The 23737-nt window shown below is 64.7% G+C and carries 19 protein-coding genes; 17 read left to right on the forward strand and 2 right to left on the reverse strand.

Annotated features, from left to right (window positions below):
* The first annotated feature begins 184 nt into the window (after positions 1-184).
* The 8 genes from miaB (at position 185) to trmB (ending at position 8511) form a co-directional block, all read left to right on the forward strand.
* Positions 185-1573, forward strand: coding sequence for a tRNA (N6-isopentenyl adenosine(37)-C2)-methylthiotransferase MiaB (gene miaB, locus ABIB90_RS04095; protein WP_354200270.1), 1389 nt, complete (start codon positions 185-187; stop codon positions 1571-1573).
* A 4-nt stretch (positions 1574-1577) separates the two neighbouring features.
* Positions 1578-2636 (forward strand): PhoH family protein, encoded by a 1059-nt coding sequence (locus ABIB90_RS04100; RefSeq protein WP_354200271.1) that lies wholly within the window; start codon positions 1578-1580, stop codon positions 2634-2636.
* A 61-nt stretch (positions 2637-2697) separates the two neighbouring features.
* On the forward strand, positions 2698-3207 hold the full coding sequence (gene ybeY / locus ABIB90_RS04105) for an rRNA maturation RNase YbeY (protein WP_007598322.1): 510 nt from the start codon (positions 2698-2700) through the stop codon (positions 3205-3207).
* A gap of 1 nt (position 3208) precedes the next feature.
* Entirely contained in the window at positions 3209-4327 is a 1119-nt protein-coding gene (locus tag ABIB90_RS04110; protein ID WP_007598324.1) for a hemolysin family protein, read from the forward strand.
* Positions 4324-5937, forward strand: a complete 1614-nt coding sequence (gene lnt, locus ABIB90_RS04115; protein WP_007598326.1) for an apolipoprotein N-acyltransferase — start codon at positions 4324-4326, stop codon at positions 5935-5937. The genes ABIB90_RS04110 and lnt overlap by 4 nt, the downstream gene beginning before the upstream one ends.
* 210 nt (positions 5938-6147) lie before the next feature.
* Complete coding sequence (locus ABIB90_RS04120; protein WP_007598327.1) at positions 6148-6561, forward strand: helix-turn-helix domain-containing protein; 414 nt, start codon at positions 6148-6150, stop codon at positions 6559-6561.
* An 85-nt stretch (positions 6562-6646) separates the two neighbouring features.
* Positions 6647-7804 carry a M20 family metallopeptidase gene (locus ABIB90_RS04125; protein ID WP_354200272.1) on the forward strand — a complete coding sequence of 386 codons (1158 nt, stop codon included), beginning with the start codon at positions 6647-6649 and terminating at the stop codon, positions 7802-7804.
* Positions 7801-8511, forward strand: coding sequence for a tRNA (guanosine(46)-N7)-methyltransferase TrmB (gene trmB, locus ABIB90_RS04130; protein ID WP_219678871.1), 711 nt, complete (start codon positions 7801-7803; stop codon positions 8509-8511). Before ABIB90_RS04125 ends, trmB begins: the two co-directional genes overlap by 4 nt.
* On the opposite strand, the gene ABIB90_RS04135 is transcribed toward trmB, so the two are convergent.
* A complete protein-coding gene (locus tag ABIB90_RS04135; RefSeq protein ID WP_007598332.1) occupies positions 8508-9590 on the reverse strand; it encodes a DUF2336 domain-containing protein in 1083 nt (360 codons plus the stop codon). The two genes, trmB and ABIB90_RS04135, sit on opposite strands and share 4 nt — an antisense overlap.
* 363 nt (positions 9591-9953) lie before the next feature.
* Between ABIB90_RS04135 and rimP the strand changes: the two genes are divergently transcribed.
* The 8 genes from rimP to pnp all read left to right on the forward strand — a co-directional run bounded on the left by rimP (position 9954) and on the right by pnp (position 20334).
* Positions 9954-10733, forward strand: a complete 780-nt coding sequence (gene rimP / locus ABIB90_RS04140; protein ID WP_035993842.1) for a ribosome maturation factor RimP — start codon at positions 9954-9956, stop codon at positions 10731-10733.
* Positions 10734-10735: 2 nt separating this feature from the next.
* Positions 10736-12346, forward strand: coding sequence for a transcription termination factor NusA (nusA, locus tag ABIB90_RS04145; protein ID WP_007598336.1), 1611 nt, complete (start codon positions 10736-10738; stop codon positions 12344-12346).
* A 22-nt stretch (positions 12347-12368) separates the two neighbouring features.
* Positions 12369-13052, forward strand: coding sequence for an RNA-binding protein (locus tag ABIB90_RS04150; RefSeq protein ID WP_007598339.1), 684 nt, complete (start codon positions 12369-12371; stop codon positions 13050-13052).
* Positions 13053-13122: 70 nt separating this feature from the next.
* Positions 13123-15828 carry a translation initiation factor IF-2 gene (gene infB / locus ABIB90_RS04155; protein ID WP_219678861.1) on the forward strand — a complete coding sequence of 902 codons (2706 nt, stop codon included), beginning with the start codon at positions 13123-13125 and terminating at the stop codon, positions 15826-15828.
* Positions 15829-15984: 156 nt separating this feature from the next.
* A complete protein-coding gene (rbfA, locus tag ABIB90_RS04160) occupies positions 15985-16416 on the forward strand; it encodes a 30S ribosome-binding factor RbfA (RefSeq protein ID WP_007598344.1) in 432 nt (143 codons plus the stop codon).
* Positions 16413-17531 (forward strand): tRNA pseudouridine(55) synthase TruB, encoded by a 1119-nt coding sequence (truB, locus tag ABIB90_RS04165; protein ID WP_007598345.1) that lies wholly within the window; start codon positions 16413-16415, stop codon positions 17529-17531. The genes rbfA and truB overlap by 4 nt, the downstream gene beginning before the upstream one ends.
* A 3-nt stretch (positions 17532-17534) precedes the next feature.
* Positions 17535-17804, forward strand: coding sequence for a 30S ribosomal protein S15 (rpsO, locus tag ABIB90_RS04170; protein WP_007598346.1), 270 nt, complete (start codon positions 17535-17537; stop codon positions 17802-17804).
* Positions 17805-18180: 376 nt separating this feature from the next.
* Positions 18181-20334, forward strand: a complete 2154-nt coding sequence (gene pnp, locus ABIB90_RS04175; RefSeq protein ID WP_007598347.1) for a polyribonucleotide nucleotidyltransferase — start codon at positions 18181-18183, stop codon at positions 20332-20334.
* 193 nt (positions 20335-20527) lie between these two features.
* Here the strand turns inward: pnp and katG are convergent, their stop codons facing one another.
* Positions 20528-22696 (reverse strand): catalase/peroxidase HPI, encoded by a 2169-nt coding sequence (gene katG / locus ABIB90_RS04180; RefSeq protein ID WP_354200273.1) that lies wholly within the window; start codon positions 22694-22696, stop codon positions 20528-20530.
* 114 nt (positions 22697-22810) lie between these two features.
* Between katG and ABIB90_RS04185 the strand changes: the two genes are divergently transcribed.
* Positions 22811-23737: a hydrogen peroxide-inducible genes activator gene (locus ABIB90_RS04185; RefSeq protein ID WP_027514694.1), complete on the forward strand. Its 927-nt coding sequence runs from the start codon at positions 22811-22813 to the stop codon at positions 23735-23737.

Genomic DNA, 23737 nt, shown 5'->3' on the forward strand with positions numbered 1-23737 from the left:
CCTCTCGGCGTCATTCCGGGGCGATGCGCCAGCATCGAACTCGGAATCTCGTGCCAAAACCTCTGGATTCCGGGTTCGCGACTGCGCCGCGCCCCGGAATGCGACCAAAAAGACCCCAATCGCTGGATTTCCGCAGCCCCAGCCTATATCTGAGGGCGGTCCTCCCACCTCATTTCCGGGTTCCATGACGCCGCCGCGCAAGCTGCACATCAAATCATATGGCTGCCAGATGAACGTCTACGATGCCCAGCGCATGGTGGACACGCTGGCCCCGGAAGGATTCGTGGAGACGGCCAGCGCTGACGACGCCGACCTCGTCATCCTCAATACCTGCCATATCCGCGAGAAGGCCTCGGAAAAGGTCTATTCGGAGCTCGGCCGCCTGCGCGTCGCCAAGGACGCCGCCGCGCGCGATGGGCGCACCATGCAGATAGCGGTCGCGGGCTGCGTGGCACAGGCCGAAGGCGAGGAGATCGTGCGCCGTGCGCCCGCGGTCGACGTCGTGGTGGGACCGCAGAGCTATCATCATTTGCCGCAGCTGCTGAAGCGCGCCGGCAATGAAGGCCGCGCCATCGAGACCGAATTCCCTGCGGAGGACAAGTTCGGCTTCCTCGCGCAGCCCAAGCCCGGCGCGATCCGCGCCCGCGGCATTTCCGCTTTCGTCACGGTGCAGGAAGGCTGCGACAAGTTCTGCACCTTCTGCGTCGTGCCTTACACGCGTGGCTCGGAAGTCTCGCGGCCGGTGGCAAAGATCGTCGATGACGTAAAGCGGCTCACTGAGAACGGCGTGCGCGAGCTCACGCTGATCGGGCAGAACGTCAACGCCTATCATGGCGAGGGGCCGGACGGAAAAAGCTGGCCGCTCGGCAGGCTGCTGGAGCACCTCGCGGCGCTTCCGGGCGTCGCGCGGCTACGCTATTCAACCAGCCATCCCCGCGATGTAGATGACAGTCTGATTGCAGCCCATCGCGATCTCGATGCCTTGATGCCGTTCGTGCACCTGCCGGTGCAGTCGGGCTCGGACCGGATTTTGGCCGCCATGAACCGGAAACATACCGCCGATGATTATCTTGATGTCATCGACCGTTTCCGGTCCGCACGCCAAGACATTGCTTTCTCATCAGATTTCATCGTCGGCTTCCCGGGCGAGAGCGAGCAAGATTTTCTCGCGACCCTCGCGCTTGTCACGCAAATCGGCTACGCTGCTGCGTATTCGTTCAAATACTCCGCCCGGCCGGGAACGCCGGCCGCGGATATGCAGGAGACGGTGTCCCCCTCCGAGATGGACCAGCGATTGGAGCGGCTCCAGGAACTGATCGACAGCCAGCAATCGGCCTTCAACAAGGCTGCGATTGGCTCAACCGTCGATGTGCTGTTCGAGCGTCCGGCCCGCAGGGATGGCCAGATCGTCGGCCGGACCGCCTTCCTCCAGCCCGCGCATGTGATGGCCTCGCCCGACATCATCGGACAAATCCTGCCGGTCCGGATCGACAGCCTCGAACGCTACAGCTTCCTCGGCGAGCTCGCCATGGCGCACGAGCCCGCTTTATCGCCCATCGCCACTGGAGCCTGAACCCTTGCCCAAAAGCGCATCGGATTCGCCTTCTTCCATCGCTCCCAGCCGCAAATTTGACCGCGACATGCAGGTTCCGCCCGAGACCCAGGTCGTCATCGACTTCGACGACAACCGCGCCGCATCCGCGTTGGTCGGCCCTTACGGCCAGCATCTGGCACAGATCGAACGGCGGCTCGGTGTCGTCGTCGATTCCAAGGGCAATCACATCACCATCGGCGGCTCGCGTGACGGCTGCGATGCCGCGCGCCGCGTGCTGGAGACGCTCTACGCCCAGGCCGTGAAGGGACAGGACCTCGACCAGGGCGAGGTCGAGGGCGCGATCCGTGCCGTGATCGCGCAGGGCTCGCTGTTCGAGTTCGACGCCAAGTCAGCCAAATCCACCTTCGACAGCATCAATTTGCGCAAGCGCCCGGTGCGCGCGCGCACGGCGGCGCAGGATTCCTACATCCGCGCGCTGAAGCGCCACGAGCTGGTGTTCGGCATCGGCCCCGCCGGCACCGGCAAGACCTGGCTCGCGGTCGCGCATGCCGCGCAACTGTTCGAGCGCAAGGAAGTCGACAAGATCATCCTGTCCCGCCCGGCGGTGGAAGCCGGCGAGCGGCTCGGCTTTTTGCCCGGCGATCTCCGCGAGAAGGTCGATCCTTATCTTCGCCCGATCTACGACGCGCTCTATGACCTGATGGACGCGCGCATCGTCGAGCGCGCGCTGCAGACCGGCGAGATCGAGATCGCGCCGCTCGCCTTCATGCGCGGCCGCACGCTGACCAACGCGGCCATCATCCTGGACGAGGCGCAGAACACCACGTCGATGCAGATGAAGATGTTTTTGACCCGCCTCGGCGAGAATAGCCGCATGATCGTGACAGGCGATCCCTCGCAGATCGATTTGCCGAACGGCCAGACCTCGGGCCTCGCCGAAGCGACGCGCCTGCTGAGCGGCGTCGAAGGCATTGCGCAAGTTCATTTCAAGGCCGAAGACGTGATCCGCCACGAGCTCGTGGCGCGGATCGTCTCCGCCTACGAAGGGGCGCCGCAGCGGCCGGCCGCCGGTAAATCCTGACGAGGCAGCAACCGGACCATATGGGCGCGGACACGGCGCCCCTTCGTTCGGAACAAGGACAATGTCACACCCCAATCTTCCCATCACCGAGGTCCTCGTCGTCGCCGATTGCTGGCAGCGGGAGCCCGAATCCGAAGCCGTGATCCAGCGCGCCGTGGCGGCCGCCGCCGAGAATGTCGACGAAGACGTTGCGGAGGCGGAAGTGGCGGTGATGCTGACCGATGATGCCGGCATCCGCACGCTGAACAGCAACTGGCGCGGCATCGACAAGCCGACCAACGTGCTGTCGTTTCCCGCGCTGCAGCCGGAAGGCGAATGGAAACCGGGCGATGCGCCGCGCATGCTCGGCGACATCGCGATCGCCTACGAGACCATGCGGCGTGAGGCGGACGAGGAACAAAAGCCGTTCGATCATCATTTGAGCCATCTCGCCGTGCACGGTTTCCTGCATCTGGTCGGCTACGACCACGAAAACGAAGACGACGCCGAGGAAATGGAAGCGCTCGAACGAGAGATCCTGGCTCATCTCGGCATTCCCGATCCCTATGCCGACCGCCCAGGGACGCATTGAGATGCCGGATTCGGACCCGATTCACGACAATCCGCGCAACACGGCCAATTTACCGGTCGTGGTGACCTCAGGCGAGGTGATGCGCCCGACCGCGGAAGGCTGGCTGCTGCGTGCCATTCGCAGCCTGTTCGGCTGGAAGGCGGGTTCGGTACGCGACGACCTCCAGGTCGTGCTCGACGCCACGACGCCCGACGACACCGGCTTCTCGACGGTCGAGCGCACCATGCTGCGCAACATCCTCGGCCTGCACGAGCGTCGCATCGCCGATGTCATGGTGCATCGCGCCGACATCATCGCGGTGAAGCGCGACATCCCGCTCGGCGAGTTGATGGACCGCTTCGAGAGCGCCGGCCATTCGCGCCTTGTGGTCTACAACGAGACGCTCGACGATCCCGTCGGCATCGTCCATATCCGCGATCTGCTTGCCTTCATGACCGCGCGTGCGCGCGTGTCGGGGGTCACGAAAACCAAGCGCAAGAAACCGCTGCCGGCCGGGCTCGATCTGCGTACGGTCGATCTCGCGCTGCCGCTCGAGGAAGCGCGCATCATCCGCAAGCTGCTCTACGTGCCGCCGTCGATGCGGGCGATCGACCTGCTCGCGCAGATGCAGGCCACTCGCATCCATCTGGCGCTGGTGGTCGACGAATATGGCGGCAGCGACGGGCTGGTCTCACTCGAGGACATCGTCGAGCAGATCGTCGGCGAGATCGACGACGAGCATGACAGCGACGAGCCGCCCTCGATCGTGCGGCTGCCCGACAACGCCTTCATCGCGGATGCCCGCGCCAGCCTCGACGACGTCCGCACCGTGATCGGCGAAGATTTCGTCACCGGCGAGGCCGGCGAGGAAGTGGAGACGCTGGGCGGCTATCTCGTCAGTTTCGTCGGGCGCCTGCCGGTGCGCGGCGAGGTGATCTCGGGCCCCGGCCATTACGAGATCGAGGTGCTCGATGCCGATCCGCGCCGGGTCAAGCGACTGCGGATCTCGACGCGGAAGGAGCGTCCCGCACCGCGCACCCAGCGCGAGAGCCGGCGCCGCGAGGCCGCGCCGGATGGCAGCCAGCCGGCGGCCAGCGACACCCCCACCCCGCCGCCCAGCGACGGGACCGGTCCGCAGTGAGCCCTTTCCAGCGATTTCGCCAGATCGCGCTTGCCATCATCCTGACCTGGGGATGGAAGCGCGCGCTCGTCGCGATGGCTGCCGGTGCGCTCTCGGTGCTGGCGCTGGCGCCGTTCAACGCCTTCCCGGTGCTGTTCATCACCTTCCCGGTGCTGGTCTGGCTGATCGACGGCGCCGGCGCGGGACGATATCGCGGCGTCCCCGCCGCGGCGCTGACCGGGTACTGGTTCGGGCTCGGCTATTTCGTGCCCGGCCTCTACTGGATCGGCTATGCCTTCTTCGTCGACGCCGATGTCTTCGCCTGGCTGACGCCGTTCGCCGTGCTGGGCCTGCCGGCCTATCTGTCCATCTTCACGGCAATGGGCTTTGCGCTCGCCCGCCTGCTCTGGACCAAGAACGCGACGCGCGTGCTTGCGCTCGCGGCAAGCCTCACCATCACCGAATGGCTGCGCGGTCATGCCCTGACCGGCTTTCCCTGGAACGCGTTCGGCTATGCGCTGTCCGAGCCGCTGCCGCTGGCACAAACGGCGTCGCTGATCGGCCTGTGGGGCATGACGTTCCTGACGGTTGCGATCTTCGCGAGCCCCGCGGCGCTGATCGACCGCACGCCCGATCGCCGCCTGGCGTGGCGCGCACCGGCCGCGGCCCTGGCGCTCCTGCTTGTCATGGGTATCTTCGGCGCGATCCGCCTGTCGCTGCATCCGACCACGATGGTCGCCGGCACCAAGTTGCGCCTGATGCAGCCGGATCTCCAGCAGGACGCGAAATTCAACTACGCCGCCAAGGCGGAGGTGATGAAGAAATATCTGGCCTTGTCGGACCGCGCCTCCGGACCGCGATCGACCGGCGTGCGTGATGCCACCATCCTGATCTGGCCGGAATCCGCCTTTCCGTTCTTCCTCACTCGCGAAGCCGATGCGATGGCGCAAATCGCGGAGCTTCTGCCCAAGGGCACGGTGCTGATCACGGGCTCGGTCCGCGCGCCCGACCTGCCGCGGGGCACGCCGATCACCCGCGCCTATAATTCGATCTATGTGATCGATCACGACGGCAGCGTGCTCTCTATGTACGACAAGCTGCATTTGGTGCCGTTCGGCGAGTTTCTTCCCTACCAGGGTCTGATGGAGAAGCTCGGTTTCGAGCAACTCACGCGTGTGCGCGGCGGCTTCATTCCCGGCACCGTGCGGCATGCGCTGGCGGTCCCCGGCGCGCCCTCCGCGCTGCCGCTGATCTGCTACGAAGCAATCTTTCCCGGCGAGGTGGCTGGACGCAATGAGCGTCCGGGCTGGATCGTGAACCTCACCAATGACGGCTGGTTCGGAATCTCGACCGGCCCCTACCAACACCTCGAACAGGCGCGGATGCGCGCGATCGAGCTCGGATTGCCGCTGGTTCGCTCCGCCAATACCGGCGTTTCCGCAGTGATCGATCCGGTGGGACGCATCGTCGCCAGCCTCGGTCTCGGGATCGAAGGCGTTTTGGATGCAAATCTGCCCGCCGCGATCCCGCCGACCATCTATGCGCGCGTGGGCGATGTCCCCGCGGCCATGCTCGTCGCGCTCGCCGTGTTTCTGGCGGTCCGCCGACGTGTTGCCAAGCGGCGCCCCTGATCACGCAGCCGCGGCCGATAACTTTTGACAACCGTAGTCCCACGGTTGACAGACTGCACGCGGCCTCCTCATTCTGCACCGGCTGCAAAAGACAGTGGGCATTGCTAAATTTCTCCGCAATGTTTTCCAATAACAGGGTCTGATTTTGACGTTGCTTACACCTGAGGCATTCCTGATTGCGCCGAAGGTGATGTTTGGAGGGCTGAGGAAATGTCGAAAGCGCCCAACCCTGTTGACAAATATGTCGGCAGTCGCGTGCGGATGCGCCGCATCATGTTGGGCATGAGCCAGGAAAAGCTCGGTGAAGCTTTGGGCCTGACTTTCCAACAAGTGCAGAAATACGAGAAGGGCACAAACCGGGTCGGCGCGAGCCGCATCCAGCAAATTGCCGAAATTCTCCAGGTGCCGGTGTCCTTCCTGTTCGAGGGCGGTCCGAGCGGCGTGGCGGGGCCGGACGGCTTCGCGGAAGGCGCATCGCCGTCTTACGTCTCGGATTTCCTCGCAACTTCCGAAGGACTCGCTTTGACCAAAGCGTTCACCCGAATCACGGATTCGAAGATGCGCCGCTCGATCGTCGATCTCGTCGAGCAGATCGCGGCCCGCGAAGGCCCCGACAAGCGCTGACGCGCCCTCTCAATCCGATTTGAGACTGCGTCAAATCTGGCCTATGTCGTCATTTGCGGCCGCGCTTTGATGCGCGTCCTCCTCGATGATGCGATTCAAAGGCACAGATGCGCTCATGGCCAGCTCCAATTGGTTCGATTCCCAAACTATTCTCGATGGCATCCGCCGCTGGGTGGAGGTCGAGACGCCAACGGACGCACCTGAACAGGTCAACAAGCTGGTCTCGATGGTCGCGGAGCAATACCGCGATCTCCCTGTCTCGCTGGAGCGCATCGCCGGCGTCGACGGCTGCGGCGATCATCTCGTGGCGCGCTCGACCTGGGGCCAGGACCGGCCCGGCATCCTGGTGCTGAGCCACCTCGATACCGTTCATCCCATGGGATTCATCGAGCGCCTGCCGTTCAAGGTCGAAGGCGACAGCGCGTTCGGTCCCGGCATCTACGACATGAAGGGCGGCGCCTACATCGCCCATCACGCCTTTCGCGCGCTTTGTGCCACGGCCGATCGCCCGCCGCTCGGCATCACCCATCTGTTCACCTCCGACGAGGAGATCGGCAGCCCCACCTCTCGCGCACTCATCGAGACCGAAGGGCGCAAGGCGAAATACGTGCTGGTGACGGAGCCGGCCCGCGACGGTGGCAAGATCGTCACCGGCCGCAAGGGCGTCGGGCGATTCGAAGTGTTCATCAAGGGCGTGCCCGCGCATGCCGGCACGCGGCCCCAGGATGGCCGCAGCGCGATCCGCGAGCTCGCCAATGTCATCCTGGCGCTGGAAGCGATGAACGATCTGGCGCGCGGCGTCACCGTCAATGTCGGGGTGGTGCGCGGCGGCACGCGGCCCAACGTGACGCCGGAAGAAGCCCATGCCGAAATCGATCTGCGCGTGCCGAGCTTCAAGGACGCGGATGAATTCGTCGGCAGGATCCTCGCCCTGACATCGAAGACGGATGGCGTCACCGTCAAGGTCACGGGCGGGCTCAATCGTCCGCCTTACGAGAAGAGCAATGCAGGCGCCTCGCTGTACGAACATGCAAAGACCGTTGCCACGGAGATCGGTTTCGAGCTGCTCGACGTTCACACCGGCGGCGGCTCGGACGGTAATTTCACCGCCGCCCACACCGCGACGCTCGACGGGCTCGGCGTCGACGGCAAGGGCGCGCACACCCATTACGAGCAGCTCTATGTCTCGTCGCTCGAACCGCGCGCGCGGCTGCTCCATCGCCTGTACCAGACGCTACGATGAGTGAGCGCAAATCAGATCCCGATCGCGAGGACAGCGAGCGCGCCTTCTTCGGACGCCGCAAGGGCCACAAGCTCAGGCAGCACCAAGCCGAGCTGATCGATCATCTGCTGCCGCGCCTTGCGCTCGCCATCGACCGCGAAGCACCGGCGGATGCCCGCGAGCTCTTCGGCCCCGCCGTCGACGATTTGCGGCTTGAGATCGGCTTCGGCGGCGGCGAGCATCTTGCGGCAGAAGCGCAAAACTTCGCCACAACCGGCTTCATCGGCTGCGAGCCTTACGTCAACGGCATGGCGAAGATCCTCGCGCAGATCGAGGCCGCCGAGATCGGCAACATCCGCCTGTTCGCAGGCGATGCCGCCGAGCTCCTGGCCTGGCTGCCGAAGGCTTCGCTGTCGCGGATCGACCTGATCCATCCCGATCCCTGGCCGAAACGGCGGCACTGGAAGCGGCGCTTCGTGCAGGACCGGACCATCGCCGCGATGGCGCGCGTGCTGAAAGCCGGCGGCGAATTTCGTTTCGTCTGCGACATCGACGATTACTGCGCCTGGACGCTGTCGCATCTGTCGCGTTCGCAGGACTTTGTCTGGCTCGCGGAGCGCGCCGATGATTTTCGCCTGCCGTGGGACGGATACACGATGACGCGCTACGGCCGAAAGGCCACGCGCGAAGGCCGCAAGGCGGCGTATCTGCGATTCAGGCGGGTCTAGATCGTCTGCCGGTTGCGCCAGAAATTCACGACGCGCTCTGCGGTCGTCGGCATCAGCCGAGTAAAGTTCGCGCGCGCCTGCTCAAGGTCGGCATCGGCTGGCGTGCGATTCGGGCCGTACCACATCAGGATCAGCTCCCGCACCGTCGGCCAGCTGACATTCAGCACACGTGCCAGAACCAGAATTGGATCGTAGCGGTCACCCGTGATCAGGCGGTCGAGGACAGAGAGGCGGACGCCGGACATCGCCGAGAGCGACGCGATCGCCTCCTCGTATTTGTGGGCCTTCGCGAAGCCAAACAGCGCGCTCTCGCCAAGATGGCCCCCGCGATGCAAGGCCAGAATCGTACGTTGCGCTCCCGAGAAATCGCGACGCGGGCCCGGCGGCAGCGTGGCTTCCTCGATGGCCGCCATGGCGCGCTTGATCTCGACCTGGCGCACGGGATTGACCACGCTCGAGAGGCGACGGCGGATGACGTCGAGCGTACCGTCAAGAAGCTGTTTCAGGTTCTCGCCCGAAAGATCGCTACGCTGGCCGATCCTGAGCGTCAGCACGCCATCCTGCGCGGCACGCTTGATCAACTCGGAATAGCTGCCAGGCGAGAACTCCGCGCCGGAATTGCCGGCGGCGCGGCGCACCACGTCGCGATCGCCGCGCTCGACCAGCACGTCGGTGATGACAGCCGACAGCGTGGGGCGCTCGCTCATCGCCAGCAGATGGCCCTGGCCCTTCAGTCGCGCGATCTCGACGAGAGCATCGTCGTCGAGCACGGGGGAATGGCGCAGCACGGGACCCGCCACCGCGATTTCGTTTTCGCGCGCGAGCTGACTCACGAGATGCCGGGGCGCGTTGCTCAGGCGTGAGAAGCGTTCGGCGAGATCGACGCGCGAGGCAAGCTCGGCATGCGGGACGAGATCGATCAGCAGATTGTCGAAGAGATCGATGACATCGGGACGGAGGTTCTCGGCGTCCTGAAAGAACAATTGGGAGATGGCGTGCGCGATCTCGCCGCGACGCCGCGGGTCGCCGCGTTTGACGATATCGTCCAGTCCGGGAATGAGCGACGTGGCAACGGTCATGAAAACGCAAACTCGTACGGGGCACGCCGCGGGTGCGCCCTTGGTCCAAGCCGCCCCACAAGCAGGGAATTTAGGCCTCGGAGGTGAAGGAAGCGTTGCGCGGGGCCGCAGGCAGGGCGCAAAAAGCCCAGCCTGCCCTGCATGGGCCTTGTCCGGGAAGACGGAAAGGGCTATATCAGCGCCAATTCATCTTCTCATACGATCCGCGTAGTGAGAGTGGGCCCGAAAGGACCCGCTCTTTTTTATTACCTGAACGCGGCTTGGTGAAAGATGTGCGGCCCGGCGATCTGTCGGGAGAGTTCCGAAGCGAGCTTTGAGATCTTAAACCAAGCCTTAACCATATCGAGCGCCTTGACCTCTGCCATGACCGAACCGAACCCTGGTTCCACGGATGCCGAATTGCTGGCCGAGCCGAGGCTCGTAGTCGAGCCGGGCGTGGCGGCACGGGTGTCCGCGGTCGCCGGACCGGTGCTCGAAGGCATGGGCTACCGCTTGGTGCGGATCCGCATTTCCGGGGAATCCGGCTGCACCGTGCAGGTTATGGCCGAGCGGCCGGACGGCTCCATGCAGATCGAGGATTGCGAGGCGATCTCGCGGGCGCTGTCGCCCGTGCTCGACGTCGCCGATCCCGTCGATCGCGCCTATCGGCTGGAAATCTCCTCACCGGGGATCGACCGCCCGCTGGTGCGCCGCTCCGATTTCGAGCGTTATGTCGGCCATCTGGTGAAGGTCGAGATGGCGGTCGCCCATGAGGGCCGAAAGCGGTTCCGCGGCACGATCGGCCCCGTCGAAGGCGACCGCGTGCATCTGCATCGCGACGACGTCAAGGCGGGCGAGACTGCCGACGTTCTCCTGACGATGGAAGACATCGCCGAGGCCCGGCTGGTGCTGACCGACGAGCTGATTGCGGAATCCATGCGCCGCGGCAAGGCCCAGGCACGCGAGATGCGCCGCAATCTCGGCCTCGAGCCGCCGGCGGCGCCGCACGCCAGCATCAGCGAAAAAACGACCAAGAACACCAAACCGACCAAGAAGCCGGCGCCGGCCGCGACGAAAAAGCCGGCTCCGACCAATACCAAGAAACATCGCCTGGCCGCCGAACGCGCGCGGCGGGGCGAGATCGATCCTGACGAAGGAGACTAGCCATGGCAGTCAGCGCCAATCGACTTGAATTGCTTCAGATCGCCGACGCCGTTGCGCGCGAGAAATCGATCGACCGCGGCATCGTCATCGCGGCGATGGAGGATGCCATCGCCAAGGCGGCGCGGGCCCGTTACGGCAGCGAGACCGACGTTCACGCCGAGATCGACCCGAAGAAGGGCGAGCTTCGGCTGTCGCGCCACATGCTGGTGGTCGAGACGGTCGAAAACCATTCCAACCAGATCTCGCTGGTGGATGCGCAGCGCGCCAATCCCGGTGCCCAGGTCGGCGACACCATCGCCGACACCCTGCCGCCGCTGGAATATGGCCGCATCGCCGCGCAGTCGGCCAAGCAGGTGATCGTGCAAAAGGTGCGCGAAGCCGAGCGCGACCGGCAATATATGGAATTCAAGGACCGCATCGGCGACATCGTCAACGGCGTCGTCAAGCGCGTCGAATACGGCAGCGTCATCGTCGATCTCGGCCGCGGCGAGGCCATCATCCGCCGCGACGAGATGCTACCGCGCGAAGTGTTCCGCAACGGCGACCGCGTCCGCGCCTACATCTTCGACGTCCGCCGCGAGACCCGCGGGCCGCAGATCTTCCTCTCCCGCACCCATCCGCAGTTCATGGCCAAACTGTTCGCGCAGGAAGTGCCCGAGATCTATGACGGCATCGTCGAGATCAAGGCGGTTGCCCGCGATCCAGGCTCGCGCGCGAAAATCGGCGTGATTTCCCGTGATTCCTCGGTCGATCCGGTCGGCGCCTGCGTCGGTATGCGCGGTTCGCGCGTGCAGGCGGTGGTGAACGAATTGCAGGGCGAGAAGATCGACATCATCCCCTGGTCGCCCGACATCGCGACCTTCGTGGTCAACGCGCTGGCGCCGGCCGAAGTCTCCAAGGTCGTCATCGACGAAGACCGCGAGCGCATCGAGGTCGTCGTGCCCGACACCAACAACCAGCTCTCGCTGGCGATCGGCCGCCGCGGCCAGAATGTGCGACTGGCCTCGCAGCTCACCGGCTGGGACATCGACATCCTGACCGAGCAGGAGGAATCGGAGCGCCGCCAGGCCGATTTCGAGAACTCCACCCGCGTCTTCATGGAATCTCTCAATGTCGACGAAGTGGTCGGCCAATTGCTGGCGTCGGAAGGCTTCACGTCGGTCGAGGAACTCGCGATGGTGGACGTCAAGGAACTCGCCGGCATCGAAGGTTTCGACGAGGAGACCGCGCAGGAGCTCCAGAACCGCGCCCGTGAATATCTCGAACAGCTGGAAGCCGAGCTCGAGGCCAGGCGCAAGGAGCTCGGGGTCGAGGACGCCGTCAAGGACGTGCCCGGCGTCACCTCGAAGATGCTGGTGAAGTTCGGCGAGAACGACATCAAGACGGTCGACGATCTCGCAGGCTGCGCCACGGACGATCTGGTCGGCTGGACCGAGCGCAAGGAAGGCGGCGAACAGACCAAATATCCGGGTGCGCTCGATGGCCTCGATATCTCGCGTGACGATGCTGAAGCGATGATCATGCAGGCCCGCGTCAAGGCCGGCTGGATTACCGAGGCCGATCTCGCCAAGCCCGCTGAAGAGGCCGAGGCGACCGAAGATCAGCCGGCTTAGGGCGAAGGAGGATGTCACCCGGATGCTCGCCGATACTGACCCCGAACTCGACCATGGACCGCGGACCGAAAGGTCCGCGACCATGCGGATGTGTGCGGTCAGCCGCGAGGTCCGGCCGATCGACGAGCTGATCCGCTTCGTCGTCTCGCCCCAAGGGCACATAGTTCCCGATCTCAAGCGCAAGCTGCCCGGACGCGGCATGTGGGTCACCGCCTCGCGCGAGGTGGTTGCGGAAGCCGTTCGGCGTCACCATTTTACCAAAGCCTTCAAGCGCGAGCTGCGCATCCCTCAGACGCTTCCCGCCGAGATCGAGGCGCTCCTGGTCCGGAGCGTGGTCGAAGCCCTTGGGATTGCGGCCAAGGCGCGCCAGATCGTCGCCGGTTTCGGCAAGGTCGAAAGCGCGCTTCGGGAAGGTACGGTCGAGGTCCTGATCCATGCCAGCGACGGGGCCGCGGACGGAATCCGCAAATTGGACATGCTGGCGCGTCAAAATGAGGGAAATCGCGGCGCCAAGCCGCCGATTCCCGTCGTCACCGCACTAAAATCGACAGAATTGGATTTGGCACTTACCCGGTCAAATGTGATACATGCTGCCCTGCTCGCGGGCCCGGCGAGCAAGTCATTCCTGTCACGTAGCCAGATGCTGGTCCGATACCGGATGGCGGACGCTGACAGGACTGCCGAAAAGCCCGGCCAGGATTTCTGAGAGACAACGACCACCCGATAGCACGGTGCGGCAACGCACAAGACAACAAGATCAGGATTAGGACTGCTTAATGGTTGATACCAAGACCCCTGGCGACAAGAAGCTGAGCGTTCCGAGCAAGACGCTATCGCTCAAGCCGCGCGTCGAAACGGGCACCGTGCGCCAGAGCTTCAGTCATGGCCGTAGCAAGCAGGTCGTGGTCGAGAAGCGTGGCAAGCGCCGTGTCGACGGCAGCCCCGAGCCGCAGGTGGCCGAGGTGGCGAAGCCCGCGCCGGCCGCCGCCGCGCCCAAGCCTGCTCCGGCCCGCCCCGCGCCGCCGCGCAACGCCGGCTCCGGCGTGGTGCTGCGCACGCTGACCGAAGACGAACGTTCCGCCCGCGCCAGCGCGCTGGCCGATGCCAAGGTGCGCGAAGTCGAAGAGCGCCGCCATGCCGAGGAAGAGGCCCAGCGCCGCGCGGTCCGCGAAAGCGCCGAGCGTGCCGATCGCGAGGCCGCCGAAGCCCGCCGCAAGGCCGAAGAGGAGCGTCACCGCCACGAAGAGGAAGCCAAGCGGAAGGCCGAAACCGAGGCCAAGAAGCGTTTTGGCGAAGGCGAGCAGCCGCAATCCGCGGCGCGCCCCGCAACGGCGACCTCGGCCGCTCCTGCAGCGCGCCCCGGCGCGCCGATGGCGCGACCCGGCACAACCACCACGGCACGCCCGGGAACAACGACCGCGCGGCCCGGAACGACCACACAGCGGCCGGGAGGCCCGGTGGGCCGCGCCCCCGCTGTCGCAGCCGGACCGGACGAGGACGAAGGTCCGCGCCAGATCCGTCGCGGCCCCGGCGGCGCTGCGCGGCCTGTGGTCGCTCCCAAGCCCACCCACAAGCCCGGCCCGCAGAAGGAGCGCGGCCGCCTGACGGTCGTCACCGCCTTCAATGCCGACGACGTCCGCGAGCGCTCGATCGCCTCGTTCCGCCGCCGCACCCAGCGCCTGAAGGGCCATGCCGCGAACGAGCCGAAGGAAAAGCTCATCCGCGAGGTGGTCATTCCGGAAGCGATCACCATCCAGGAGCTCGCCAACCGCATGTCGGAGCGCGCGGTGGAAATCATCCGCATGCTGATGAAGCAGGGCGCGATCCACAAGATCACCGACGTGATCGATGCCGACACTGCGCAACTGATCGCCGAGGAGCTTGGTCACACCGTCAAGCGCGTTGCCGCGTCCGACGTTGAAGAAGGCCTGTTCGACGCCATCGACGATTCCACCGACACCGAGCCGCGCTCGCCGGTGGTGACCGTGATGGGTCACGTCGACCACGGCAAGACCTCGCTGCTCGACGCGCTCCGTCATGCCAATGTCGTCTCCGGCGAAGCCGGCGGCATCACCCAGCATATCGGCGCCTATCAGGTGCTGTCGCCCGAAAGCGGCAAGAAGATCACCTTCATCGACACGCCCGGCCACGCCGCGTTCACCGCGATGCGCGCCCGCGGCGCCAAGGTCACCGACATTGTCGTGCTGGTGGTTGCGGCCGACGACGGCGTGATGCCGCAGACGATCGAAGCCATCAACCACGCCAAGGCGGCGCGGGTGCCGATCATTGTTGCGATCAACAAGATCGACAAGCCCGACGCCAAGCCCGAGCGCGTGCGCACCGAGCTGCTCCAGCACGAGGTGCAGGTGGAATCCTTCGGCGGCGAAGTCGTCGACGTCGAAGTGTCGGCGAAGAACAAGACCAATCTCGACAAGCTGCTCGAGATGATCGCGCTCCAGGCCGACATCCTCGACCTCAAGACCAATTCGGATCGCCCGGCCGAAGGCACCGTGATCGAAGCCAAGCTCGATCGTGGCCGCGGTCCGGTCGCGACCGTTCTGGTCCAGCGCGGCACGCTCCGTGTCGGTGACATCATCGTCGCCGGCGCTGAAATGGGCCGCGTCCGCGCGCTGATCTCGGATCAGGGCGAGACGGTGCAGGAGGCAGGTCCGTCAGTGCCGGTCGAGGTGCTCGGCTTCAACGGTCCGCCGGAAGCCGGCGATCGTCTCGCCGTGGTCGAGAACGAAGCCCGCGCCCGCCAGGTCACCAGCTACCGCGCGCACCAGAAGCGCGAGAACGCGGCTGCCTCGATCTCCGGCATGCGCGGCTCGCTCGAGCAGATGATGTCGCAGCTGAAGACGGCGGGCCGCAAGGAATTCCCGCTGATCATCAAGGCCGACGTGCAGGGCTCGCTGGAAGCGATCCTCGGCTCGCTGGAGAAGCTCGGCACCGACGAAGTCGCCGCGCGTATCCTGCATGCCGGTGTCGGCGGCATCTCGGAATCGGACGTGACGCTCGCGGAAGGCTTCAACGCCGCGATCATCGGCTTCTCGGTTCGTGCGAACAAGGAGGCCGCTGCGGCCGCCAAGCGCAACGGCATCGAGATCCGCTACTACAACATCATCTACGACCTCGTGGACGACGTGAAGAAGGCCATGAGCGGCCTGCTCGCGCCGACCCTGCGGGAAACCATGCTCGGCAATGCCGCGATCCTGGAGATCTTCAACATCTCCAAGGTCGGCAAGGTCGCTGGCTGCCGCGTCACCGACGGCACCGTGGAACGTGGCGCCAATGTGCGTCTGATCCGCGACAACGTCGTCGTGCACGAAGGCAAGCTGTCGACGCTGAAGCGCTTCAAGGACGAAGTGAAGGAAGTCCAGTCCGGCCAGGAATGCGGCATGGCCTTCGAGAACTATCACGACATGCGCGCCGGTGACGTCATCGAGTGTTACCGCGTGGAGACGATCCAGCGCTCCCTGTAAGTCCAAATCTTACCGAAGCGCCTGGATCTTTTTTGAACTGAATTGCGGGAGTGCGATGGCCGGATTTTTTCCGGCCATCCACCCCTCTTCGTTTCAGCAAGACAAATGACAATGCCCGTGTCCCAAAAGCGGGCATGACGAGGTGATTTTCAGACCATGCCCCGCCATCATCAGAAAAAGAGTTCCGCGTCCGGCGGCTCGCAACGTCAGTTGCGGGTCGGCGAGCAGGTTCGCCATGCGATAGCCGAGATTCTGGCGCAAGGCAGCGTGCATGATGCTGACCTCGAAGGCCACATCATCACCGTGCCGGAGGTGCGGATGTCGCCCGACCTGAAGCTCGCGACAGTCTACGTGATGCCGCTCGGTGGCCGCGACACCGAGGTCGTCCTCGCTGCGCTCGAGCGCAACAAGAAATTCCTGCGCGGCGAGGTCGCGCGGCGCGTTAACCTGAAATTTGCACCTGACCTTCGCTTCCGCGTCGACGAACGATTCGACGAAGCGGAACGGATCGAGAAGCTTTTGCGAACACCCGCGGTGCAGAAGGACCTGGAACAGGATCCGGATACGGATCGGGAAGAAGAACGATGACGATGGACCCGGCTCACGGCACGATCGGCGGCGAAGAGGCCGATCAGCTCGACGTGCAGAAAAATAATTTTGCGGATGTGAGCGGCAATTCTCAGCCGCACCAGGAGCCGCGCCGCGTCAACAACGATCCGCGCGCCAACAAGCAGAAGGGCAACCAGCCGCGCCGCGATCGCCGCGACGTCCATGGCTGGGTCGTGCTCGACAAGCCGATCGGCATGACCTCGACGCAGGCTGTTGCCGTGCTCAAGCGCCTGTTCAACGCCAAGCGCGCCGGCCATGCCGGCACGCTCGATCCGCTCGCCTCCGGCGGCCTGCCGATCGCGCTCGGTGAGGCCACCAAGACCGTCCCCTTCGTCATGGACGGCCGCAAGCGCTACCGGTTCACGGTGTGCTGGGGCGAGGAGCGCGACACCGACGACATCGAGGGCCGGGCGACCGCAACCTCGGACCAGCGCCCGACCCGGGAGGCCATCGAGGCCCTGCTGCCCCGTTTCACCGGGGTAATCCAGCAGATCCCGCCGCGCTATTCCGCGATCAAGGTCCAGGGCGAGCGCGCCTACGACCTCGCCCGCGACGGCGAGATCGTGGAACTGGCCCCCCGCCCCGTCGAGATTCACCGTTTAAGCCTTGTAGATCAACCGGATAGTGACCGGGCCGTGTTCGAGGCCGAGTGCGGCAAGGGCACCTATGTCCGCGCGCTGGCCCGCGATATGGGCCGGATTCTCGGCACTTACGGCCATATCTGCGCGCTGCGGCGGACCCTGGTCGGCCCATTTGGCGAGAACGACATGATTCCGCTGGATCAGTTGGAGGCTTTGTGCGATAGAGCCGCGTCCGGCGAGGGTAGCCTCGCCGACGCGCTTATGCCCGTTGAGACCGCGCTGGACGACATCCCGGCACTGGCCGTCACTCGGGCTGATGCGGCAAGGCTCCATCGGGGCCAAGCCGTTTTGTTGCGCGGACGGGATGCGCCCACTTGTAGCGGCACAGTCTATGTCACGGTGGCAGGCCGGCTTCTCGCGCTTGCCGAAGTCGGCAATGGCGAAATCATCCCCAAGCGTGTGTTCAACCTGACCGGCCTGACTGCCAGCGCCGATCGCAACGAGAGAAATTGACCGATGTCGATTGCCGCAGAACGCAAAGCGGAAGTCATCAAGACGAATGCCAACAAGGCCGGCGATACCGGCTCGCCAGAGGTTCAGGTCGCGATCCTGTCGGAACGCATCGCCAACCTCACCAACCATTTCAAGACCCACGTGAAGGACAACCATTCGCGTCGCGGCCTCTTGAAGCTGGTCTCGACCCGCCGCTCGCTCCTCGACTATGTGAAGAAGAAGGACGAGGCGCGTTACAAGGCGCTGCTCGAGAAGCACAACATTCGTCGTTAAGAGTTCTTGCGCGCGCCAACCGGCGCGCGTTTTCGCGCGTGATTTCGAACGAAAGCGTTTGTTTAAAGGTTTTTCGTCGAGGCTGCGTGCGCGTCGGATGCGAGCCGTTGACGGCGAGCATCCGGGCATGATGGGCGAACACCGCGCTTCGGTGTTCGCGTTCGTGCCGACTGACAGTCCAGCAGCAATCCGGCGGCTGGGCACAACGGGCAAGGCGCCCGTATGACCCGAAGGGATGGACGCCATCCGAAATCCAAAAACCATGGCAGGATCGCAGGACGCTGATCGCCCGCTTCGATCAACGTCCCGCAATCTTGCGCATGGTTTTTGTTTTTCGACCCGTCCTTCTTTCGAGAACCCATGAAAGAAGACCTCTATGTTCAATAAGCATTCAGTCGAGATCGACTGGGGTGGACGCCCTCTCAAGCTCGAAACCGGCAAGATCGCCCGCCAGGCCGACGGCGCCGTCGTCGCGACCTACGGCGAGACCGTGGTGCTCGCCACCGTCGTTGCCGCGAAGTCACCGCGCGAAGGCGTCGACTTCCTGCCGCTGACCGTCGACTACCAGGAGAAGACCTACGCAGCCGGCCGCATTCCCGGCGGCTATTTCAAGCGCGAAGGTCGTCCGACCGAGAAGGAAACGCTGGTCTCCCGCCTGATCGACCGCCCGATCCGTCCGCTGTTCGTCGACGGCTGGCGCAACGAGACCCAGGTGATCGTCACCGTGCTCTCGCACGACATGGAGAACGATCCCGATATCGTCGCGCTGGTGGCCTCGTCGGCTGCGCTGACCCTGTCGGGCGCTCCCTTCAAGGGCCCGATCGGCGCCGCGCGCGTCGGCTTCGCCAATGACGAGTTCATCCTCAACCCGACGCTCGACGAGATGGTCGACACCCAGCTCGACCTCGTCGTCGCCGGCACCGCAGACGCCGTGCTGATGGTCGAATCGGAAGCCAAGGAGCTGAACGAAGAGATCATGCTCGGCGCCGTGATGTTCGGTCACCGCCACTTCCAGCCGGTGATCAACGCGATCATCGAGCTCGCCGAAAAGGCCGCGAAGGAGCCGCGCGAGGTCACCACGATCGACAATTCGGCGCTCGAAAAGGAAATGCTCGGCATGGTCGAGCAGGAACTGCGCGCCGCCTACGCCATTCCGGTCAAGCAGGATCGCTACGCCGCGGTCGGCAAGGTCAAGGAAAAGGTGATCGCGCACTACTTCCCGGAAGGCCAGGAGCCGAAATACGACAAGCTGCGCATCGGCGGCGTGTTCAAGGAGCTCGAAGCCAAGATCGTTCGCTGGAACATCCTCGACACCGGCAAGCGCATCGACGGCCGCGATTCCAAGACCGTGCGCAACATCGTCGCCGAAGTCGGCGTGCTGCCCCGCGCCCACGGCTCGGCCCTGTTCACCCGCGGCGAGACCCAGGCGCTGGTCGTGACCACGCTCGGCACCGGCGAGGACGAGCAGTACATCGACGCGCTGTCGGGAACGTACAAAGAGACGTTCCTGCTGCACTACAACTTCCCTCCCTACTCGGTCGGTGAGACCGGCCGCCTCGGCGGCACCAAGCGCCGCGAGATCGGCCACGGCAAGCTCGCGTGGCGCGCGATCCACCCGGTGCTGCCGCCGCACCACGAATTCCCCTACACCACGCGCGTGGTATCGGAGATCACCGAATCCAACGGCTCCTCGTCGATGGCTTCGGTCTGCGGCGCCTCGCTCGCGCTGATGGACGCCGGCGTGCCGTTGAAGCGGCCGACCGCGGGCATCGCGATGGGGCTGATCCTCGAAGACAAGCGCTTCGCGGTTCTCTCGGACATCCTCGGTGACGAGGACCATCTCGGCGACATGGACTTCAAGGTCGCCGGTACCGAGCAGGGCATCACCTCGCTCCAGATGGACATCAAGATCGAGGGCATCACCGAAGAGATCATGAAGGTCGCGCTCGGCCAGGCCAAGGATGGGCGTATCTACATCCTCGGCGAGATGTCGAAGGCGCTGACCAACGCCCGTGCCGAGCTCGGCGAATACGCGCCGCGCATCGAGACCTTCAAGATCGCCACCGACAAGATCCGCGAAGTGATCGGCACCGGTGGCAAGGTGATCCGCGAGATCGTCGAGAAGACCGGCGCCAAGGTCAACATCGAGGACGACGGCACCGTGAAGGTCGCCTCCAACGACGGCGAGGCCATGAAGGCCGCGATCAAGTGGATCAAGTCGATCGCCTCCGATCCGGAAGTCGGCCAGATCTATGACGGCACCGTCGTCAAGGTGATGGAGTTCGGCGCTTTCGTGAACTTCTTCGGTTCCAAGGACGGTCTCGTCCACATCAGCCAGCTCGCCTCGGCGCGCGTGCAGAAGACCTCCGACGTCGTCAAGGAAGGCGACAAGGTCAAGGTCAAGCTGCTCGGCTTCGACGACCGCGGCAAGACCCGCCTGTCGATGAAGGTGGTCGACCAGGAGACCGGCGAAGACCTCGAGGGCAAGGGCGAGAGCCAGCAGCCCGCGCGCGAAGCAGCCGGCGAGTAAATCTCGCTACCTGCCAGAAACACGAAGGGCGGCCTCGCGGCCGCCCTTTTTGTTTGTGTTCGTTTGTGCCCGCTCCGGCCGATCTGCGCTCCCTCTCCCGCTTGCGGGAGAGGGTCGGGGAGAGGGTTGCTTCCGCAGAGAGACTCCCAATGAGGAGAGAGCCCTCACCCGCAAGCGGGAGAGGTCAAACACCTCAAGCCGCGATGTCGTAGCGGTCGAGGTTCATCACCTTGGTCCAGGCCTTGGCGAAGTCCTTGACGAACTGCTCCTTGGAATCCGACGTGGCATAGACCTCCGCGTATGCGCGAAGCTGCGAGTGTGCGCCGAAGATCAGGTCGACGCGCGTGCCGGTCCACTTGACCGCGTTGGTCTTGCGGTCGCGGGCCTCATAGGTGCCGTCGGTGCCGGCCGGCGTCCACTGCGTGCTCATGTCGAGCAGGTTGACGAAGAAGTCGTTGCTCAGCGTTCCCACCTTCGAGGTGAGGACGCCGTTCTTCGAACCGTTCGCATTGGCACCGAGTACGCGCAGACCGCCGACGAGCACCGTCATCTCCGGACCGGTAAGCCGGAGCAGCTGCGCACGATCGACCAGAGCTTCCTCGGGCATCATGAACTGCTGCCGCTTGCCGATGAAGTTGCGGAAGCCATCGGCCCGCGGCTCCAGCGGAGCAAACGAAGCGGCGTCGGTCTGCTCCTGCGAGGCATCCATGCGGCCCGGCGTGAAGCCGACCTTGACGTCGACGCCGGCATCCTTGGCGGCCTTCTCGACCGCGGCGGTGCCGCCGAGCACGATGAGGTCCGCCAGCGAGACCTTCTTCGCACCGGATGACGCGTTGAAGTCCTTCTGGATCGCTTCGAGCTTGCCCAGAACCTTCGAGAGCTGAGCCGGCTCGTTCACTTCCCAATCCTTCTGCGGGGCGAGGCGGATGCGCGCGCCATTGGCGCCGCCGCGCTTGTCCGAGCCGCGGAACGTCGAGGCCGACGCCCAGGCGGTCGAGACCAGCTCCGACACCGACAGACCCGAGGCAAGGATCTTGGTCTTCAGCGAGGCGATATCCTGCTCGCTGGCGAGCTCGTGATTCACGGCCGGGATCGGATCCTGCCAGATCAGCGTTTCCTTCGGCACCAAGGGGCCGAGATAGCGTTGGACCGGGCCCATGTCGCGATGGGTGAGCTTGAACCAAGCGCGGGCAAAGGCGTCCGCAAACTGGTCCGGATTCTCCAGGAAGCGGCGCGAGATCTTCTCATAGGCCGGATCCATACGCAGCGACAGATCGGTCGTCAGCATCGTCGGCCGATGCTTCTTGGACTTGTCGAAGGCGTCGGGAATGATCGCCTCGGCGCCCTTGGCCGTCCACTGCTGCGCACCGCCCGGGCTCTTCGTCAGCTCCCATTCGTACTTGAACAGGTTCTCGAAGAAGTTGTTGCTCCACTTCGTCGGTGTCGTCGTCCAGGTCACCTCGAGGCCGCTGGTGATGGAATCGCCGCCAATGCCCGAAGCGTGCTTGCTCTTCCAGCCGAGGCCCTGATCCTCGAGCGCGCCCGCTTCCGGCTCCGGTCCGACCAGCGACGGATCGCCGGCACCATGGGTCTTGCCGAAGGTGTGGCCGCCGGCGATCAGCGCGACGGTTTCCTCGTCGTTCATCGCCATGCGGGCGAACGTCTCGCGGATGTCCTTTGCCGCGGCGATCGGATCCGGCTTGCCGTTCGGGCCTTCCGGATTGACGTAGATGAGGCCCATCTGCACCGCGCCGAGCGGCTCGGCGAGCTGACGTTCGCCGCTGTAGCGCTCATCGCCCAGCCACGTGCCTTCGGGACCCCAATAGAGCTCTTCCGGCTCCCACACGTCGGCGCGGCCACCGGCGAAGCCGAAGGTCTTGAAGCCCATCGACTCCAGCGCGACGTTGCCGGCCAGCACCATCAGATCGGCCCAGGAAATCTTGCGGCCGTATTTCTGCTTGATCGGCCAGAGCAGACGGCGTGCCTTGTCGAGATTGGCGTTGTCGGGCCAGCTGTTGAGCGGCGCGAAACGCTGCTGTCCGGCGCCGGCGCCACCGCGACCGTCGGTGATGCGGTAGGTGCCCGCGCTGTGCCAAGCCATGCGGATCATGAGGCCGCCGTAGTGACCGAAGTCAGCGGGCCACCATTCCTGCGATTCGGTCATCAGAGCGGTCAGGTCCTTGATGACCGCGTTCAGGTCGAGCGACTTGAATTCCTTGGTGTAGTCGAAGTCCTTGTCCATCGGGTCGGACTTGGCCGAATTCTTGTGCAGCATCTCGATGCTGAGCTGGGTCGGCCACCAATCGCGGTTCGCCGGCACACGTTTTCCACCCGAAAACGGGCACTTTGAAGTGTCGTCCATGAATACCTCCTCTGGTGGCGTCGAACTCGCGCCATTGACCAGGTAGAAGCACTCTAGGCTTCACGTTCGATCAGGGGAAGTTGACTTTAATGATCGCAGCGATAAGATTTTCTGATGCTAAATCTCACGCTGCGCCAGCTCCGGTATTTCGACGCCCTGGCGCGTCACAGTCATTTCGGCCGCGCGGCTGAGTCCTGTTCGATCTCGCAGCCGGCCCTGTCAATGCAGATCAAGGAGCTGGAGGAGGCGCTCGGCGGCCTGCTGCTGGAGCGCAGCGCTCGGCAGGTGGCGCTGACCCGATTTGGCGAGGAGCTCGCGCAGCGCGTCCGCGACATTTTGCGCTCGGTCGACGAACTCGGCGATTTCGCCCGCGCCTCGCAGGACCGGTTCTCCGGACGGCTGCGCATCGGCATGATTCCGACGATCGCGCCCTATCTGCTGCCGACGATCACCAAGAATTTGACGCGCATGCATCCGGAGCTCGACATCCGCGTGCGCGAGACGATGACGCCGCGGCTGATCCAGGAACTGGTGGAAGGCCGGCTCGATACCGCCATCGTTGCGTTGCCGGTGTCCGAGCCCTCGCTCACCGAGGTCGCCTTGTTCGAGGAAAAATTCCTGCTGGTGCGGCCGAGCGCAGATGAGGGAACGCCGGCACCGTCGCGGGAGATGATGCGCGAGATGCGGCTGCTGCTGCTCGAAGAGGGGCACTGCTTCCGCGATCAGGCGCTGTCATTCTGCAACATGCAATCGGCGCCGCCGCGCGAGATGCTGGATGCCAATTCGCTGTCGACGCTGGTCCAGATGGTCAGCGCCGGCATCGGCGTCACCTTGATCCCAGAGATGGCCGTGTCGGTGGAGACGCGATCGGCTTCGGTCTCGCTCGCGCGCTTCCGCGACCCGCAGCCGTCACGCACCATCGGCATGGTCTGGCGCAAGACCAGCCCGCTGGCGCGGCAACTCCTGCAAATCTCCGAGGTGGTGTGCCTGTCGGCGGGCAAGGTGCGCGCGCGCCCATCCGTGCGCAGCAAGCCGATTTGA

The sequence above is a fragment of the Bradyrhizobium sp. JR4.1 genome (genome assembly GCF_040548605.1).
Classification (GTDB): Bacteria; Pseudomonadota; Alphaproteobacteria; order Rhizobiales; family Xanthobacteraceae; genus Bradyrhizobium; species Bradyrhizobium canariense.